Consider the following 18,876-nt stretch of genomic DNA (forward strand, 5'->3'; position numbering starts at 1 on the left):
GCGCCAACTCGTTCCGACAGGGCCCCCGTTGGGTACCTTCATCGCCCCGGACCGGTGCACCGGTCGCGGTGCGAAGAGGAGCGGGGCGATGGCGCGGATCATCTGCGTGCACGGCATAGGCCAGCAGTACGGCGGGGAGCGCGAGCAGCACGACCGCTGGCTGCCCGCCCTGGAGGACGGCCTCAGCCGTGCCCTGGGACCGCCCCCGGCGGGGACGACCCGGCTCGCGCCCGGCGACGTCGACTGCGTGTTCTACGGCGACCTGTTCCGCCCGCCCGGACGCCTCCTCGCCGGACACGAGCCGCCCTGGGACGCGGGCGACGTCGGTACCGGCTTCGAGGCCGAACTCCTCGCCCTGTACTGGGCGGAGGCCGCCCGCGTCGACCCCGGCGTGATGCCCCCGGACGCCCGCACCCTGGCCCGCACCCCACGCTCGGTGCAGGCCGCGCTGAACGCCCTCGCGAAGTCCCGGTTCTTCTCCGGCATCGCCCTGCGCGCCATGGTCGCCGACCTCCGGCAGGTCCGCCGCTACCTGTGCGAACCGGGCGTCCGGGACGCCGTCCAGGAGCGCGTCGCGGCCCGCGTCACCGACGACACCCGCCTGCTCGTCGGCCACTCCCTGGGCAGCGTCGTCGCGTACGAGGCACTGGCCGCGCACCCCGGGTGGCCGGTCCGCGCCCTGCTCACCCTCGGCTCGCCGCTGGGCATCCGGCACCTCGTGCGCGACCGCCTCAGCGTGCCCGGGGGCACCCCCGGCGACCGCCCGGGACCCGTGTCGGCCTGGACCAACATCGCCGACGAGGGCGACGTGGTGGCCCTGGTCAAGGACCTGCGCCCGCTGTACGGGCCCGGCATCACCAGCCACCTGGTCCACAACGGGCCGCACGCGCACGACGCCGCGACCTACCTCCGCTCCGACGCGGCGGGACGGGCGATCGCCGATGCCTGCGAGATCTCCTGACGCCGCCGCGGCCGGACCCTCGCCGCCGCCCGCCCCGCGCCGCTACCTGTTCGCCGCCGCCGTCACCCACGTCGCCGGGCACACCGAACTCGACGTGCCCGAACTCGCCGACGACGTACGGCGGATGGAGGAGCTGTTCCTGGGGACGGCGGACGACGAGGGACTCGGCTACCGACGCCTCGTACGGGCCGACGGGGCCCGGTCCGGGGAGGGGGGCCGGGCTGCGGGTGCGGCCCGCTTTGCGGAGGGGGCTCGGGGTGCGGAGGAGGCTCGGCCTCGGGATGGGGCCCGGTCTGTGGGCGGGCACCGGTTTGCGGAGGGGGCTCGGTCTGCGGGCGGCACTCGGTTTGCGGGCGTGGCCCGGTCGGTGGACGGTCTCCACCCCGCCGACCGCCACCCCGCCGACCGTCACACCCTGACCGCCACGCTGCGCGCCTTCGCCCGCGCGCCCGACCGGCGTCCCGACGACTACCTGGTCTGCTACCTCGCCGCACACGGCGTCGTAGGACCCGACGGCACGCACTACCTGCTGGCCGCCGACAGCGACCCCGACGACCCCCGCCACACCGGCATCGACACGGCCGGCCTCGTCGCCCTGCTCTGGGAGGAGACCCGCCTCGAACGGGTCCTGGTGATCCTGGACGCCTGCCACGCCGAGGCGGGCGCGGACGCCGCCCTCAAGGGCGCGTTCCGGCTGCGCGAACCGCGCGACACCGCGCAGCGGCCCGGCTCCGGACTCGCCGTGATCGCCTCCAGCCGCCGCAAGGAGTACACCGCGCCGGGCGCGCTCACCACCGCGTTCTGCGGCGCGGTGCGCAGCCCGGCCACCGCGGGCCACGTCCCCTCGACGGTGCGGCTGCCGCTGGTGATGGGCGCGGTCGCCGCCGACGCGGGGCTGCCCGGCTGGCAGCGGATCGTGTGGGGCATGGTCGAACTCTCGGCGGGGATACCGGACTTCCTGCCCAACCCGAAGCACCTCGAAGGCGTCGAGGGCCACCTCCTGGAGGAGATCGCGGAGGTCGCGGAACTCGACCGCAGGATCGCCCTGGGCGCACGCGAACGCGGGGCACGCGCCCAGGAGTTCCACGGCCACTTCCTGCCCCGGGCCAAGGGCACCGACGTGTCCACCGAGGACGTCTGGAACTTCACCGGCCGCCACGAGGCCCTGCGCGCGGTCACAGCCTGGCTGCATGCGCCGCAACCGGGCCCGGAAGGTCCCGCACCGGGCGGGGCCCGACCCGACGGGAGCACACCGGGCCGGGGCAGCGCACCCGGCCGGGACACGTCCGCCGGGGGGACGTCGGGCGAGGGGCTGTCGGGCGGGGGTGCATCCCGTGCGGGAACCTCCGGTGGGGGTGCGTCCCGTGCGGGGACGTCGGGTGGGGGTGTGTCCCGTGCGGGAGCGTCGGGCGAGGGTGCATCCCGTGCGGGAACGTCCGGTGGGGGTGCGTCCCATGCGGGAACGTCCGGTGAGGGCGCGCCGAACAGGGTTGCTCCCCTCGGGGGCGCCCCCGCCGCTCACGTGCCCGGCAGAGGCGCGCCGGGCGGGAACGCAGGCGCCCCGGACTGGACCCCCGGGCGGCTCTGCGTCGTCACCGGTGACCCCGGGTCCGGCAAGTCCTCGCTGCTCGGCCTCCTCGCCACCCTCGCCGTCGCCGACCACCGCGCCGCCCGGCCCCGGCTCGCCCTGCCCGCCGACGGCACGCCCCGCCCCGGCGTCCTGCACGAGGCCGTGCACGCCGGGCACAAGACCCCCGGCCAGCTCCTCGACGCACTGGCCGCCGCCGCCCGCTGCGGGGCCCGTACCGTCGGGGAACTGGTGGTGGCCCTCCAGGCGCGGCGCACCCCGCTGGTGGTGCTGATCGACTCGCTGGACGAGGCCCTCGAACCGCTGCACGTCGTGGACGACCTGCTGCGCCCCCTCCTCGACCCCGAACTCGACCTCCCCCTGCGCCTGTTGGTCGGCACCCGCCGCCGCGCCGCCGAACGGCTCCCGCCGCCCGACCTGCTGGTCGACCTCGACGACGAGGCGTACGCGGACCCCGACGCCGTCCGCGCCTACGTCCGTACGCTCCTGACCGCACCCGGCTCCGAACTCGCGGGCCACACACCCCGCCTGACCGGCGCCGTCGCCGCGGCCGTCGCCGAGGCCGCCGGGCGCTCCTTCCTCGTCGCCCGCATCACCGCCCGCACCCTGGCCCGCGACAAGACCGTCCCCGACCCGGCCGACCCGGCCTGGCGGGCCGCCCTGCCCCGGCTGCCCGGCGAGGCCATGGAACGCGACCTCGCCCAGCGCCACGGCGACCAGGCCGCCCGCGCCCGCGACCTCCTCCGCCCGCTCGCCTACGCCCAGGGCGCGGGCCTGCCCTGGTCGGGCGTGTGGCCCCGGCTCGCGGCGGCGGTCGCCGGGAAGCCGTACACGGACGCCGACCTGAACTGGCTGTGGGACGCGGCGGGTTCGTACGTCGTGGAGAGCGCCGAAGAGGGCGAGTCCGTGTACCGCATCTACCACCGGGCGCTGATCGAATACCTCCGCGAGGGCCACGACACCCGCGCCGTGCAGCGGGCGATCACCGCCGAGCTGCGGGCGGTCACGGCCGCCTCCGGGGGCTGGCCGGGCTGTCTGCCGTACGTACGCCGCTACCTGGCCCGGCACGCGGGCGAGGCCGGAGTCCTGGACGAGCTGGTCGTCGACGCCGGGTACGTACTGGCCGCCGAACCGGGCCCGCTGATCGCCGCCCTGCCCGCGCTGCGCACCCGGGTCGGCCGCCGGGCGGGCGAGGCAGTGCGGGACATGGAGCTGGAGCTGGCGGAGCAACCCCGTTCCCCCGACGCCACGCTGCGGGCCGAACTGCGGCTCGCGGCCCTGTGCCGGGGCGCGCACGAACTCGCCGCCTCCTGCGACGAGGCCCCGGACGGCGAGCCGCCGCCGTGGCGGGCGCGCTGGGCGGTGTGGAACCCGCACGACGGGAACAGGGCGTACGCAGGCATGCGGACGTTCGGGGTGGTCGTCGGGGAGGACCACGACCCCCAGTTCGTCTGCGTGGGCCGCACCACGGAGGCGAGCGGCCGCGAAGAGTCCAGGGCCGAGTTCTGGGGCCTGGACGCCGGGATGTACCACGCGGTGCCCGGCCTGCCGCCGTACATCTGGCAGCGCACCTGGACCCGGGTCGGCGGTGACGGGGACGCCCACGCCCAGGCCGCGGCGGTGCTGGCGCAGGACGCGATACGGCCCGACCACCCCCTCGGCATCACCGCGTGCAAGCTGCTCGCCCTGACCGACGCCGGCCAGGATCACACCACCGTCTGGCGCATCCCGCTGCTGCCCGGCGAACGGGACCAGCGCGGCACCCTGCTGCCCGTGGAGGGCCTGGCGGTGAGCGTCCCCGTCGCCGGCCGGCCCCGTGCCGCGCTCTGGCACCGGCGGGAGCCGACGACGGTACGCAGATACCTGCTGGGCCAGACCCGGGCGCTGACCCCGCCGACCCGCGCCCAGCGCCGCGACGTCTACTCCGCGGACCTCGCCGACCACGCGGCGCGCCGGGACCAGCTCGCCGCACTGGAGGCGGGGGAGACCCGCCTGCCGTCCCCCGTCACCCGCTGCGTCGCGCCCGTCGGGCTGCCCGGGTTCCTCGTCGGCTGCGAGGACGGCTCCCTGCACTGGCTGGACGGCACGGAAGGGACCGGCCCGTGGCGTCCCGCCACGGCGGCGGTCACGGCGGTCACCGTGGTCCGCCCGCACCGCCTGGGCACCCTGCTGCTCTCCGGCCACCGCGACGGCAGGGTGCACGTCGTCCCGCTGCGCGGCGGCCCGCCCCACGAGGTGTGCCGGACGGGCCCGGTGAGCTCCCTCGCGGCCACCAGGGTGGAGGGCCAGTGGCTGGTGGCGATCGGCACCGAGGACGGCTTCCTGCACCGGGTGGACCTCGACAGCGGCCGCCCGGTGGGCCGCCCGCTGCGGGTCGGCCCCGGCGGGCGGCTCGACGTCGCCGTGTTCCGGCTCGGCAGCACCGTCTGCGTGTCCGTCCAGCGGGTGGGCCACGGACTCCAGGTGTACGGGCTGCTCACCGGCGAACGGGTCGCGGGACACGCCCCGCCGCACGCCACCACCGCTCTCGCGCGCGTGGACGGCACGCTCTGCCTGGGCGGCTCCGACGGCGGCATCCGGCTGTGGCCCACCCCGGAACCCACCGACATGCGCGGCTTCGTCGCCCACGGAGCACCGGTGCTGGCCCTCGGCGGCGCGGGCGGCCCCGGCGGCGGCCTGCTCAGCGTCGGCGGCGACCACGTCCTGCGCTGCTGGAACCCCGACGACGGCGCCGAACGCTGGCAGCACCCGCTGCCCCCGCCCCGCCCCTGGGAGACCCATCTGCCCGCCACCGCGACGATCGTCAGGACCGCCGCCGGACACCCCCTGGTGGTGGCCGCGCTGCACTCCAGCACGGTCCGCATGCTGGAGCTGCGGGACGGAATCCCCCTCCGCGCAACGGAGTTCGACGCGGGCTCGCCCGTGCTCGCGGTGTGCGCCGGACGGGTGCGCGGCCGGGACGCGGTGGTCGCCGCGACCCTCGACGGCCGCCTGCGCTGCTGGGACGTCACCCACGGCCGCTGGTACGCCACCGGACCGCCCGGCCTCGACACCGGCTGGATCACCGCCCTGGCGCTGGCTCCCGACGGCTCGGGCCTGCTGGCCGCCGGGACCGACGACGGCCGGGTGCGCCAGTGGTCGCTGCCGACGTTCCGGCCCGCCGCCGGGCCACTGCGGGCCCACACGCGCGGTGTGGCCGCGCTCTGTTTCGTACCGGAAGCGCCGGAAGCACCAGAAGTACTGGACGTACCGGGGCCCTCGTCCGGAGTCGGCGGCCCGCTGCGGCTGGTGACCGCGGGGGACGACCACGCGGTACGGGCGTGGCGGCCCGGCGGCACCGGCGGCCCGGAACGGCATCCGGGGCCCGGCGGCGTGCCGGGGCTGTGCGCGGAACGGCGGTGCACGGACGCGGTCGGCGCGCTGTTGCCCGAGGGCACGGGCGTGTGGTGCGGGGACGACGGCGGGACGGTGCGCCACTGGACGCCCGGCGGGACAACCGGACCCGCGGTGGGGCTGACTCCGGACTGGGTACGGGTGGCCTCCGGCCCGGGGCGAGCGGGGCCGGTCGTGGCGCTGGCCGACGCGGGCGTCCTGGAGGTGCGCGACCTGGCCGACGGACGGCTGCTGCGCCGCCCGGAGCCCGTGGAGCCGTATGTGGCCGCCCTGGCCGTCGCCGACGTGCCCCGGCCCACGCTGTACGTACGCGGCGAACAGGGCGTCGTCGAGTCCTGGGACCTGTGCCAGGAACGACCCGGCCCGGCCCCGACCGACCCCGGTCGGCGCACGCTGCTGCCACAGATGGGGGATGCCGCGACCCGGCTGCGGGCCGTGCCCGGCACGGCGGGGGTGCCGGACCGGATGCTCTGCACGGTTGCGGGCGGCATCACGTTCGCGGTGCACGACCTGGACCGGGGCGAACTGCTGGCGGTCCGGGCGTGGCAGCCGTACCGGGGTTTCGAGAACCGGAAGTACGGCTGGCAGGAGACCGGCGGGCGGGGCTGGAACCCGCTGTGGGTGGAGGCCGCGTGGCCGGTGCCGGGCGACCTCGCCCTGGTCCGCCCCGAGGGGGACCGGCGGCTGCACGTGGTCGACGTGGCCACCGGCCGGTGGGCGACCGACACGGTCCTGGGCGCGGGCGCGGCCGACGTCCTGCCGATACGGCTGGGCGGCGAGCCGGGAGTCTTGGTGGTGCACGGCCTGGTCGCGGACTTCTACACCGACAGCAGCCTGCGGGAGGCGCTGGCCCGGCCCGACCCGCCGCGCGAAGGACGCCGGGCGCCCTGTCCACAACGCCGGGCCTGGTGGCTGCGACCGCTGCCCGCCCGGTGGCGGCGGAGAGTGCCCGAGGGGTCGCGGCTCTCCGGGCTCCGCGTCGTGCGGCACACCCGCCGGTACTGGGCGGGGGTCTCCGCCCGGCACGCGGTGGTGCTCCGGGGCGGAGCCCAGTACGCGGTGGCAACCACCAGGTCGGTGCGGGTGATCGACACGGACAGCGGCGCGGCCGTCGTCTGGCTTCACCTGCCCGCGATGATCACCAGCCTCGCAGCGGGCCCGGACGGCGCCCTGGTCGTCGGCACGAGCAACGGGGCGGTGGTCTTCGACCCGTTCGAGCCGCAGGACTGAGGACACGAGCGGGAGAGCGGCGTCCCCCCGGTCCGTCCCACGGTCCGCCCCCCCTCGGTCCGTCCCACGGTCCGCCCCCCTCGGTCCGTCCGACGGTTCGGCCCCCCTCGGTCCGTCCGACGGTTCGGCCCCCCCGGGTCCGTCCCACGGTTCGGCACCCGTTCCGTCCCGCAGATCGGCCCCAGGTTCGGCCCCCGGATCGGCCCCAGGTTCGTCCCCCGGATCGGCCCCCGCAGTCCATTCCCCCCGTCCCTACCGGTCGGTATGCTCACGGTGCCCGCACGTCGTCGTGCCTTCGGAGGACCCCGTGTCCCGCACCGCCCTGCGCATCTGCCCGCTCTGCGAAGCCACGTGCGGACTGACCCTCACCCTGGACGGCCCCCGTGTCACCGGCGCCCGCGGCGACGCCGACGACGTGTTCAGCCGGGGCTTCCTCTGCCCCAAGGGCGCCGCCTTCGGCGAACTCGACGGCGACCCCGACCGGCTGACCACCCCCCTGATCCGTACGAACGGACAGCTCAGGGAGGCCAGTTGGAGCGAGGCCTTCGACCTGATCGCCGCCCGCATCCGCCCCCTGATCGAGGAGTACGGACCCCACGCCGTCGGCGTCGTCCTCGGCAACCCCAACGTGCACACCATGGCCGGCGCCCTCTACCCGCCGGTGCTGCTCGGCGCGCTCGGCACCCGCAGCCTGTTCACCGCGTCCACCGTCGACCAGATGCCCAAGCACGTCTCCAGCGGCCTCCTCTTCGGCGACCCCTTCGCCATCCCCGTCCCCGACCTGGACCGCACCGACCACCTCCTCCTCATCGGCGCCAACCCCCTGGACTCCAACGGGAGTCTGTGCACCGCCCCCGACTTCCCCGGCAGGCTCAAGGCCCTCAAGGCGCGCGGCGGCACCCTCACCGTCATCGACCCGCGCCGCACCCGCACGGCCAAGCTGGCCGACCGGCACGTCGCGATCCGGCCGGGCGCGGACGCCGCCCTGCTGGCCGCGCTCGCCCACGTACTGTTCGCGGAGAAACTCGCCGCACCGGGCCCGCACCTGGCCGACCGCCTCGACGGTCTCGCCGAAGTGGAGGAAGCGGTACGGGAGTTCACGCCGGAGGCCGTCGCCGAGGTGTGCGACGTACCGGCGGAGGTGATCCGCGAGGTCGCCCGCGAGCTCGCCGCGGCACCCACGGCCGCCGTCTACGTCCGCGTCGGCGGCTCCACCGTCGCCTTCGGCACGCTGGCCAACTGGCTCGTCGACGTACTCAACACGCTGACCGGGAACCTGGACCGCCCCGGCGGCGCGCTCTTCCCTCTCTCCGCGACCTCCGTCGCAGGAACCCCCTCCCGCAAGGGCTTCGCCCTCGGCCGGTGGCGCAGCCGCGTCGGCGGCCACCCGGAGGCCAAGGGCGAACTCCCGCTCGCCGCACTCGCCGAGGAGATCGCGACGCCCGGCGAGGGCCGTGTCCGCGCCCTGATCACCATCGCCGCCAACCCGGTGCTGTCCGCCCCCGACGGCGACCGCCTCGACAACGCCCTCGCGGACGACCTGGACCTGATGATCTGCGTCGACCCCTACCTCAACGAGACCTCCCGGCACGCGGACGTGATCCTGCCGCCCCCGCCGCCCTCCCGCAGCGCCCACTTCGACTTCGCGTTCAACGGCTTCGCCGTGCGCAACCAGGTCCGCTACACGCCCGCCCCCGTCCCGCTCGACGCGGGCGCCCTCGACGAGTGCGAGATCCACGCCCGGCTGGTCCTCGCCGTCAGCGGCCTGCACGGGGCCGAACCGTCGGCCGTCGACGACCTGATCGTCGACCGCGTCCTGCACAAGGCGGGCGCCCCCCGGGAGGCCGCCGCGGACCTCACCGGCGACACCGGCCCCGAACGCATCCTCGACCTCATGCTGCGCCTGGGCCCCTACCAGGGCCTCACCCTGGCCGCCCTGCGCGCCGCCCCGCACGGCATCGACCTGGGCCCCCTGGAACCCCGCCTCGACCAGGTCCTGCGCACCCGCACGGGCCGCGTCGAACTCCTCCCGGACCCGATCGCCGCCGACCTGCCCCGCCTGCGGGCATCCCTGGACGCCCGCAGGCCGGACGGCACGCTCCTCCTGGTGGGCCGCAGGCACCTGCGCTCCAACAACAGCTGGATGCACAACCTCCCCGCCCTGAACGGCGGCTCCAACCGCTGCACCCTCCACATCCATCCGCTGGACGCCGAACGCCTGGCGGTCACGGACGGCTCTCTCGTACGGGTCCGGGGCGCGGGCGGCGAGATCCCGGCACACGCGGAGGTCACGCCGTCGGTGCGGGCCGGTGTGGTGAGCCTGCCCCACGGCTGGGGCCACGACCGGCCCGGCACCCGCCTGACGGTGGCCTCCGCCCGCCCGGGCGCGAACGTCAACCAACTCCTGGACGGCTCCCGGCTCGACCCCCTCTCGGGCACGGCCGTCCTGAACGGCTTCGAGGTGACCGTCACCCCGGCCGGGAGGAGCACTCCGTAGGCGCGGGCAGGGCTGCCGCCGCCCGCAGGACGGCCCGCGCCTCCGCCTCCGTCCAGGCCTCACCGCTGCGCCCCGCACGGGACATCTCCGCCTCCGCCAGCCGTGCGGCCACAACGGGCCGCCCCGCGCCCAGGTGGGCCCGGGCGGCCAGGACGCCCGACCCCGGAGCGCCCTCCTCCGCGAGGACGAGGAGAGCGCCCTCGAAGTCCCGTACCGACAGGGCGAGTTCCGCCCGGGCCAGGCGCACCTCGTGCCGGGCCTGGCGGTCGCCCCCATCCCCCGCCGCACCCTCGGCCCGTACGAGAAGCGCACCCGCCGCATCGGCGTCCCCGGCCCCCGTCCGTACCCGCGCCAACGCCACCAGCGCGTACGGCAGCGACCACTCCCCGTCCGTCTCCGCGCCCCGCACGGCCGCCGCCGCCAGGGCCTGCGCCTCGTCGGCCTCGCCCAACAGCAGGCAGATCTCCGCCAGGTTGGCCCGCTCGAAGGCGGCCGCCGTCGGGTCCCCGCACTGCTCGGCGAGGACCAGCGCGCGCCGCCCGGCCGCCGCGGCCTCCCGCAGCCGCCCGCCGCGCCGCGCGTTCTCCCGCCGTACGGAGACCACTCCGGCCAGCACCGTCGGATCGCCGTACGCCTCCGCCGGGGCCAGCGCCCGGTCCGCCGCCTCCTTCGCCTCGGCGAACCGCCCCGCCAGCCCCAGCGAACTCGCCCGCATCGCCAGCGCCCGCGCCACCAGGCCGAGCCCGGGAACACCCGCCACCGCCCCCGCGACCCGGTGGGCGTGGTCCGCCGCCGCGCACGCCTCCTCGTACCGCCCGAGCACGAAGAAGATCACCGACCGGGCCAGATGGTGCGCGGCGGCGGGCTCACTGGCGGTGGTGTCGGACGGCGGGTAGGCGGCGAGGACGTCGAGGGCGGCCTGCGGCGACCGCGTCTTGACCAGCGCCTCGGCGAGCTGGGCGGCCGCCAGCACCTCGTCGTCGCGCATCCCGCGCTGCCCGAACTCGGCGAGCGCCTCGCGCAGGACGTCGGCGGCCTGCGCGAAGTGCCCCATGCGCCGCAGCACATGGCTGTGCGCGAGCCGGGCGCGGGCGGCGTCGAGGTCGAGGCGGGCCACGAGGTCGCGGTAGTAGCGGTCGGCGGTGTCGTTGGCGTAGAGGCCCACGGGGGCGGTGGGGGCGGTGGGGCCGCCGGGAGTGGCCGTTGTGCCGGGTCCGGTCCCCTCGCCCAGCGCCGCCCGGTGCAGTTCCTCCGTCCGTGCCCCCGGCCGTACGCCCAGCTCCGCGTCCAGGGCCTCCCGGCACAGGTGGTACTGGCGGACCGCCTTGCGGTGCAGCCCCAGCCGGGAGTACGCGGCGATCACCACCTGGTGGGCCCGCTCCTCGGCGGGCGACGCGGCCAGCACCGGACCCACGGCGGCCAGGGCCGCCTCCGCGTCGCCCTCCGCCAACCGGCCCTCGGCGAGCGCCAGCCGGACCCACTCGTGCAGCGCGGCGAGCCGTTCGCGGCGGGCGAAGGACCACGGCGCGTACCGGTCCTCCGGCAGCAGCTCCCCGGCGAACGCCTCCAGCGCGGCGGCCAGTTCACTCGCCCCGCCCCCGGCGAGCGCACCCTCCGCCACCGCCTCCGCGTGGTCCGCGTCGATCCACACCGCCCGGGGATCGAGCCGCAGCAGCGCGCCGTCGCCCACCAGGTAGGACGACGCGGCACGCGGGGCCAACTCCGGCTCCAGCGCCCGCCGGGCGGCGTGCAGGGCGACCCGCAGGCTGCCCGTCGCGGAGTGCTGGTCGGCGTCGGGCCAGCAGATCGCCATGGCCTGCTCGCGGTGCAGGCTGTGCCCGGGGGAGAGGGCGAGGAGCTTGACCAGGGTGCGGGCGCCGGGGCGCGGCCAGCGCTCGGGGAGGGGCGGGCCGCCGTCCCGTACCGCGCGGAAACCGTCGAAAAGGTGCAGCCGCAGCAGTGGCGGGGGAGCACTCGTGCCCGCGTCCGTGTGTGCTGTGCCCATGGGGCAGCCACTGTAGTCCTCGGCGAGGAGGGCCACAGTGGCCGCCCGGTACTCCTCCTGGGCCCCTCTACTGGGCGGCCCCCAGGGAGAAGACCGCCAGGCCGCGCGTGTTGTCCTTCTGCTGGAGGTAGCGGCCCCCCGCCAGCTCGACCGTGCGGTCGTAGCCCGTCTCGTCCAGTTCGAGCCCGACCAGTTCGTCCACCCCGTCGCCCGTCAGATCGGCGATCAGGGTGTGCTCGGTGGCGTACTTCGTCCCGGACGTCAGGGAGTCGGGGTACTGGCGTCCGGCGGTCAGCACCGCCGGGTCCCAGACCTGGACGCCGCCCTGGACGCCGCCGACCAGCAGCCGCTGCCCGCCGGGCCCGGTGGCGAAGCCGCCCGTGGTGAGGACCGGCAGGGTGAGGATGCGGTACTCCTTGTCGCCGCCCGCGAAGGTCTGGAAGGTGACGGTGCTCGCCAGCACCAGACCCTCCGGGCCGGTGAACCAGTTGCCGACCGTCCAGGCGCCGCCGCCCTTGGAGGTGTGCACCACCTTTCCGGTGCGGGTGTCGCGGAACTCGATCAGCGTGGTGAGGTACGTGCCTTCCTGCACCAGGTAGGTGTGCACCACGGCGTGGCCGTCGGCGTAGGGGATCTGCGTCGACGCGTAGACGCCGTGGTCGAGCTGCGCCGCGCGGATGCGGGTGTCCGGGTCGCCCGTCCAGGTCGGCGCGGCCGTCCATGCCAGGCGGCCGGTCCGGGCGTCGAGCGCCATCCCGCCGACGACGGGCTGCTTCTGCTCCAGCGCCCCCTTCGTGGCGTACGAGCCGAACACCTTGCCCTCGCTGACCGAGACGTCCGAGAAGATGAGGCCCGTGCCCTTGTCGTGGGCGTCGTACGTCCAGACCTGCCGCCCGCGCCCGTCGTAGGCGCGCACGGCGTCGGTCGGCACCAGCACCTCGTCGTCGCCGTCCCGGTCGAGGTCGGCGACCTCCACCGAGCGCACGAACCGGCCCCGCCCGTCGATGGTCCGCAGCGTCCGGCCACTCCGGGCGTCGAGGATCACGGTCGCGGTGTCGGCCGCCACGACCAGCTCGTCCTTGCGTCCGTCGCCGTCCGTGTCGGCGCGCCGGATCTCCCCGTGCACCGCCCCGGGCAGCGTCGCCCGCCACCGCACCGTCGGCCGGCCCGCCGCCAGCGACGGCCCGTCGAAGGCCCACAGCCCGTTGGACTGGCCACCGGCCACCACGTCCTGCTTGTGGTCGCCGTCGACGTCCACGGCCACGGCGGACGTCAACGCGCCCATCAGCGGCGTCAGTTCCGTCTGCCGCCCGCTGCCGAGCCGGTAGCTGCGGACGTTCTGCGCACTGTCGACCGTACGGACGCGCCACTCACCGCCGAAGCCGCCCCGGCCTCCCGCACGGTACGGCTGGGCGTACATCGGTGACGCCGTGACACCCGTCTTCTCCCAATCGGCCTCCCCGTTACGACCGTTGAGCGCACTGAGCACCGCGAAGCGCTGCCCCGACGGGTTGACCGCCTCCTCCTTCCGGTCCATCGAGATGTACGAGGCGAGCACCCGGCCGTCGGCGATCTTCAGGCCGAGCGCGGACTCCCCGTCCTTCAGGTTGCCCTCGGAACGCTTAACGGTCCGTGACCAGAGTTCGTTCCCGCCGTCACTTTCCGTGGTCCTGTCGCCGTCGAGGGCGCGCACGGTGGAGGAGTTCACGTACAGGTACGCGTCGAGGGAGTCCTCGCTGACGGCGTACTCGGGACGGGAGCTGCCGCGCAGGTCGCCGATCCGCAGTCCCAGCCCCAGCGCGTTGATCCGGCTGTCGAGCAGGACGCGGGCGCCGCTCGTCCTGTCGTACGCCGCGAGTTCGTAGCGCACCCCGTCGCGCGGGTCGGCCTGCTCCAGCGCCACCACCCGCTTGCGCGTGGCGTCGTACGCCAACTCCCGTGCGTACAGCGTCCCGTCGGCCTGCCACCGCACGGCGCCGTCCGCCGTGTCCAGCACCAGGGTGCGGTTGGCGGCCGGTGCGGTGTTCGTCTTGCGGGTGTACCAGGACACCGCGACCAGCCCGCCGCCCAGGTCCTGCGTCGCCCCCCACCGGCCGTCGCGCTGCCCCGTGTCGTACGTCCAGGGGGCGGACGCGGTCAGCCGGCCGTCGGCATACGCGAAGCGGAACGCCTGGAGCGTGGCCCTGGCCGCCTTCTCGGAGTTCATGTTCGTCGCGGGCTGGTCGCCGACCAGCAGCGTCCTGCCGATCAGCGTGACCTGCTGGGCGTCGGCGAACAGCCTGCTCCACAGGGTGTGCCCGGTCTTCCCGTCCAGGACGGTGACGAAGGTGCCGGTGGTCAGCGTCGAGCCCGGCGAGGTGAACGGCCGGTAGGGGGCGGTGCCCACGTCGGCGGTGAAGACGACGTCCGCGACGCCGTCACCGGTCAGGTCGCCCGTCGCGTATCCCCGGTCGGCGGTGTAGCTCGTCGGCGCGACGACGTGGAAACCGGTGGTGATCCGCGCCGGGTACGCCTCCTTCTGGTACGGGCGCACCGGCTTGACCTGCCAGTCCGCGTACAGCGAGGCGTTGTCCCGCTTCCACACGGTCTTCCCGTCCTCGGTCAGCCGGGTGACGGTGCCCAGGCTGTGCACCGCGAGGTAGTCGCTGCGGGTGCCGCCGAGCTGGGTGGTGTCGGCCTGGCCCAGGTAGGTCTCCAGGGCGGACTTGTCGGCGAGGGCGAGCTTGCCGGGTGCTGCGTTCTCCGGGGCGGCCTTCGGCTGCTGCTGCCGCTGTTGTTGTTGCTGGTGCTGCTGGGGTACGACGCTCAGGGCGCCGTTGTCGCCGAGGCGTTTCTCCAGCGCGTCGGCCTGCGCGTCGGTCAGCACCCTGGCTCCGGCCGGGTCATCGGCGTAGGAGACCGGAGCCAGGGCGGTCAGGGTGAGCCCGGCGGCCACCAGGGCACTGGCCAGGCGGACGGTGTGCACGGTGCGGTTTCTCATCGGACGCCCTCGGGGGAGGTGGTGGGCCGGGGGGATGCGGCGGACCGGGGCGAGGCGACGGTCCGGGGGGAGATGCGGATCGCGGACCGCTCGCTCAGCACGGACTCGTCGAAGGAGTACGCGAGGGCGTCGGTGCCCGCCTGGTTCTCGATGCCGACGGTCGCCTTCGCGCCCTTCCCGGCGGCCGACGTGCCCAGCGACCGGTACTGGAGGACCACCGCTCCGGTCGCCTCCTCGAAGACGGCCTCGAAGGTCAGCCGGGTCGAGGGGGCCGCGGACAGGGCCGCGTTCTCCCAGACGACCGCGAACCGCCGCTTGCCCTCGGGGCCGCTGAGCCCGGTCCGTACGGCCGACTGCTTGTCGAGCACGAGGTCGTCCCAGAAGGCGGCGACGACACCGTTGGGCTTGCCGGGGGACGGGAGCGCGGTGTTGGCGTAGTCGCCCAGCCGCGGCTCCAGGAAGTTGATCAGCCCGTTGCTGGTGACGTGCGCGGCGGTGTACTGCACGCCGTACAGCGACACCGGGAACGGCAGCTGCACCGTCCGGGCGTTCTCGTCACCGGTCAGGGCGACCTTGGTGGTTCCCGCCAGCCAGTCGTACACCACCGGGGTGCACGTGTTGCCCGACGCGTCCGTGCGCGGCGGCAGTTGGGCCCGTACGCTCTCCTGCCCGTCGACCACGACCGTCGTCGCGTACGAACCGTTGCACCGCACCGGCGCCGGCGGCGTCGCCGCAAGGGTGAAGGAACCCTCCGCCACGGACGCGAACCGGAACGCCCCCCGGGCGTCGGTGACGACCGCCGTCACCGGTGCGTCCCGGAACGCCACCGTGGCGCCCGGCAGCGGCTTCCCGGCGACGTCCAGCACGGTGCCCGTCACGGCGTGCACCGGGACCGGCTCCAACGCGGTGTCCCGCTGCACCTGTTGTCCCGAGGTGACGGTGACACCGGTGCCGGTGACCGTGCGGTAGCCGTAGACGCCGGTGGAGAGGGTGTACGTGCCCGGGGTGAGCGTCAGCCGGTACGTGCCGTCGGCGCCGGTGGTCACCGTGCGCCGCGCCTCGCCCGCCTGTGCGCGCACGGTGACGCCCGACAGCGGCTTCGCGGTCGCCCTGTCGGTGACCGTTCCCGTCACCGTCGCGGCGTCACGGGGAGCCGCCGCGACGGTGGCCAGGACGTCCAGCTTGCCCTCGCCCCAGACGTTGTTGGCGTCGGCGGTGCCGCCGCAGTGGGTGTCGTCGACGTCCCGCGCACTGTTGTTCAGGAGCGCCCGGGTCGCCTCGATGTTGCCGATCAGCGACGGGGAGGAAGCCCACAGCAGGGCGACCGCGCCCGCGACGTGCGGGGAGGCCATCGACGTACCGGACATCAGTTGGTACTGGCTGCCGGGGGCGGCGGAGCGGACGTCGACGCCGGGAGCGGCGATGTTCGGCTTCATCGAACCGTCGACCCGGGACGGGCCGAAGCCGGAGAAGCCGGCGATCCTCCCACTCGCGTCGTACGCGCCGACGCCGTACGCGGGCGCCTGCGTGCCCGGGGCCTCGGCGGTGGAACAGGTCTTCCCGTCACCCCTGTTGCCCGCCGAGAACGCCTCGAAGATCCCGGCGGCGTTCCAGGCCTCGACGATGTCCTGGTAGAAGGTGGTGTGGCCGCCGCCCCAGGAGTTGTTCACGATGTCCGGGGCCAGGTCCGGGCGCGGGTTCTGCCCGTTGTGGTCGGTCGGCGCGAGAATCCACTGCCCGGCCTTCAGCAGCGAGGAGTCCGAGCACTGCCGTGCCTCGCACCCCTTGACGGCGATCCACTTCGCGCCGGGGGCGACACCGATGCCGCCCGCACCGGCCATGGTGCCCATGGTGTGCGTGCCGTGCCCGTTGTTGTCGCACGGGGCGCCGCCGGTGCACTGGCCGGTGGGGTCGTACCAGTTGTAGTCGTGGCTGACGCTGCCGTCACCGAGGCTGCCGCGGTAGTTGGCCTTCAGCGCCGGGTGGTCGAACTGCACACCGGAGTCGACGTTCGCGACGACGATGCCCTCGCCCCGGTCGTCGTACGCCGACCACACCTGGTCCGCCTTGATGTCCTTGACGCCCCACTCGGGGCCCTCGGCCTCGGCCGAGGCGGGTTCCACCGGCTCGTCCACCGCGTAGTGGCGCTCGGCGCGCACCGCCGCCACGTCGTCGCGCTGCGACAGCTCCTCCACCAGGGCGGCGTCACCGCTCACCTTCAGCGCGTTGGCTATCCAGTACGCCTCGTAGCCGACCTTCGCCCGGTCCAGGTGCGCCCGCAGCGACGCCTGCGCCGTCGTGGCCTGCTTGCGCAGAGTGGTGAACGCCCGCTGGGCACGCGCCTCGTGGGTGCGCGGCGCGGGAGCGGCCGCAAGGTCCGCCCGCTGCTTCAGTACGACGAAGAAGGTCGACTCCTTCCCCGCCCCGACGGCGTCGAGGACGGCGGAGTCGACCTTCGCCCGGGCGGCCGCGGACGGACCGGGCTCCGGCTGCGCGGCGGCGGGCGACATGCCGGTCAGGACGGTCAGCGCGGTGGCGGCGGCCGTCGCCGTGGCCCACACGGCGCGTCTGCGCCGGGGCGAGCGGGACAGGGTCATGGGGTTCGTGCCTCCAGGGGGGTGCCGGGGATGCCGGTGGGGCGGTCGGGCTGGCCGTGACCGTAGGAGGCGGGCGTTACTGGGGAATTACAGAGGCGGCCGAGCGGCGTGCGCGTCGGGGCGTGTGTCCCGGAACCGCCCCTGGCGCCACAAAACTAACGCCGCTAGTTTGGGGCGTGCACGAGCAGGACCGACGGACCGGACCCGTGGAGGAACTTCGATGACGGTGCAGGCGCAGAGCGGCATGTACATCGGCGGCGCATGGCGTCCCGCTCTCGGCGAGGAGACCATCGCTGTCGTGAACCCCGCCGACGAGCAGATCATCGGCCACGTCCCGGCGGGCACCCCCGCCGACGTGGACGCGGCCGTGCGCGCCGCCCGGGAGGCCTTCCCCGGCTGGGCCGCCACCCCGCCCGCCGAACGGGCCGCGCTGATCGGCGCGGTGCGCGACGGGCTCGCCGCCCGCAAGGACGAGATCGCGGCGACCGTCACGGCGGAGCTGGGCGCGCCGCCCGCCCTCGCCGAGGCCGTCCACGCCGGGCTGCCGATCGTGGTCGCGGGCTCGTACGCCGAACTGGCCGCCACGTACCCCTTCGAGGAGAAGCTCGGCAACTCCACGGTGTACGCGGAGCCGGTGGGCGTCGTCGGGGCGATCACGCCGTGGAACTATCCGCTGCACCAGATCGTCGCCAAGGTGTCTCCCGCCTTGGCGGCGGGCTGCACGGTCGTCCTCAAGCCTGCCGAGGACACCCCGCTCACCGCGCAGCTCTTCGCCCAGGTGGTGCACGAAGCAGGTCTGCCCGCCGGGGTGTTCAACCTGGTCACGGGTCTGGGCCCGGTCGCCGGACAGGCGCTCGCCGGGCACGAGGACGTCGACCTGGTGTCCTTCACCGGCTCCACGGCCGTCGGGCGGCAGATCGGCGCGGTCGCGGGCGCGGCGGTCAAGCGCGTCGCGCTGGAGCTGGGCGGCAAGTCGGCGAACGTGATCCTGCCGGGGGCCGATCTGGCCAAGGCCGTCAACGTCGGGGTGGCCAACGTCATGGCCAACTCCGGTCAGACGTGCAGTGCGTGGACACGGATGCTGGTGCACACGGACGTGTACGAGGAGGCCGTCTCGCTGGCCGCCGACGCGGTGGCGAAGTACGCGCCGGGCGAGCGGGTGGGACCGCTGGTCAACGCCAAGCAGCGGGAGCGGGTGCGGGGGTACATCGCGAAGGGCGTCGAGGAGGGCGCACGGGTCGTCGCGGGCGGGGCGGACGCGCCCCTGGACAAGGGGTACTACGTCGCACCGACCGTGTTCGCCGACGTCACCCCCGAGATGACCATCGCGCAGGAGGAGATCTTCGGGCCGGTGATCTCGATCCTGCGGTACGAGGACGAGGACGACGCGCTGCGGATCGCGAACGGGACGGTGTACGGGCTGGCGGGGGCGGTGTGGGCGGCGGACCCCGAGACGGCGACGGCGTTCGCCCGGCGGATGGACACCGGGCAGGTGGACATCAACGGGGGCCGGTTCAACCCCCTTGCCCCCTTCGGCGGTTACAAGCAGTCGGGCGTGGGCCGCGAACTGGGCCCCCACGGCCTCTCCGAATACCTCCAGACGAAGTCCCTCCAGTTCTGAGAGG

General features: G+C 75.2%; 7 protein-coding genes. 4 read left to right on the top strand and 3 right to left on the bottom strand.

The genetic code is table 11. From position 1 onward, the window contains the following. Positions 1 to 88 precede the first annotated feature (88 nt). The 3 genes from ACIO3O_RS31275 to ACIO3O_RS31285 all read left to right on the top strand — a co-directional run bounded on the left by ACIO3O_RS31275 (position 89) and on the right by ACIO3O_RS31285 (position 9,669). Entirely contained in the window at positions 89 to 961 is an 873-nt protein-coding gene (locus ACIO3O_RS31275; RefSeq protein ID WP_401751709.1) for an alpha/beta fold hydrolase, read from the top strand. Beyond that, complete coding sequence (locus ACIO3O_RS31280; RefSeq protein ID WP_401751711.1) at positions 942 to 7,172, top strand: peptidase C14 caspase catalytic subunit p20; 6,231 nt, start codon at positions 942 to 944, stop codon at positions 7,170 to 7,172. Before ACIO3O_RS31275 ends, ACIO3O_RS31280 begins: the two co-directional genes overlap by 20 nt. Positions 7,173 to 7,479: 307 nt before the next feature. Continuing rightward, the gene (locus tag ACIO3O_RS31285; RefSeq protein ID WP_401751713.1) at positions 7,480 to 9,669 is read left to right on the top strand and encodes a molybdopterin-dependent oxidoreductase; all 2,190 of its coding nucleotides are present in this window, start codon (positions 7,480 to 7,482) and stop codon (positions 9,667 to 9,669) included. On the opposite strand, the gene ACIO3O_RS31290 is transcribed toward ACIO3O_RS31285, so the two are convergent. The 3 genes from ACIO3O_RS31290 to ACIO3O_RS31300 form a co-directional block, all read right to left on the bottom strand. Further along, the gene (locus ACIO3O_RS31290) at positions 9,641 to 11,674 is read right to left on the bottom strand and encodes a BTAD domain-containing putative transcriptional regulator (RefSeq protein ID WP_401751715.1); all 2,034 of its coding nucleotides are present in this window, start codon (positions 11,672 to 11,674) and stop codon (positions 9,641 to 9,643) included. The genes ACIO3O_RS31285 and ACIO3O_RS31290 overlap by 29 nt on opposite strands. A gap of 67 nt (positions 11,675 to 11,741) precedes the next feature. Then, on the bottom strand, positions 11,742 to 14,654 hold the full coding sequence (locus ACIO3O_RS31295; RefSeq protein WP_401751717.1) for an FG-GAP repeat domain-containing protein: 2,913 nt from the start codon (positions 14,652 to 14,654) through the stop codon (positions 11,742 to 11,744). Next, entirely contained in the window at positions 14,651 to 17,251 is a 2,601-nt protein-coding gene (locus ACIO3O_RS31300) for a S8 family serine peptidase (protein ID WP_401751719.1), read from the bottom strand. The genes ACIO3O_RS31295 and ACIO3O_RS31300 overlap by 4 nt, the downstream gene beginning before the upstream one ends. Before the next feature lie 226 nt (positions 17,252 to 17,477). On the opposite strand from ACIO3O_RS31300, the gene ACIO3O_RS31305 reads away from it, so the two are divergent. Next, entirely contained in the window at positions 17,478 to 18,872 is a 1,395-nt protein-coding gene (locus ACIO3O_RS31305) for an aldehyde dehydrogenase family protein (RefSeq protein WP_401751838.1), read from the top strand. The last annotated feature ends 4 nt before the right edge of the window (positions 18,873 to 18,876 follow it).

The sequence above is a fragment of the Streptomyces sp. NPDC087440 genome (assembly GCF_044744005.1).
In the GTDB taxonomy this organism is placed as follows: Bacteria; Actinomycetota; Actinomycetes; order Streptomycetales; family Streptomycetaceae; genus Streptomyces.

Bases quoted from the DNA above. Each gene is read 5' to 3' on its own strand.
- ACIO3O_RS31275 (WP_401751709.1), top strand. From the start codon at position 89: ATGGCGCGGATCATCTGCGTGCACGGCATAGGCCAGCAGTACGGCGGG.
- ACIO3O_RS31280 (WP_401751711.1), top strand. From the start codon at position 942: ATGCCTGCGAGATCTCCTGACGCCGCCGCGGCCGGACCCTCGCCGCCG.
- ACIO3O_RS31290 (WP_401751715.1), bottom strand. From the start codon at position 11,674: ATGGGCACAGCACACACGGACGCGGGCACGAGTGCTCCCCCGCCACTG.
- ACIO3O_RS31295 (WP_401751717.1), bottom strand. From the start codon at position 14,654: ATGAGAAACCGCACCGTGCACACCGTCCGCCTGGCCAGTGCCCTGGTG.
- ACIO3O_RS31300 (WP_401751719.1), bottom strand. From the start codon at position 17,251: ATGACCCTGTCCCGCTCGCCCCGGCGCAGACGCGCCGTGTGGGCCACG.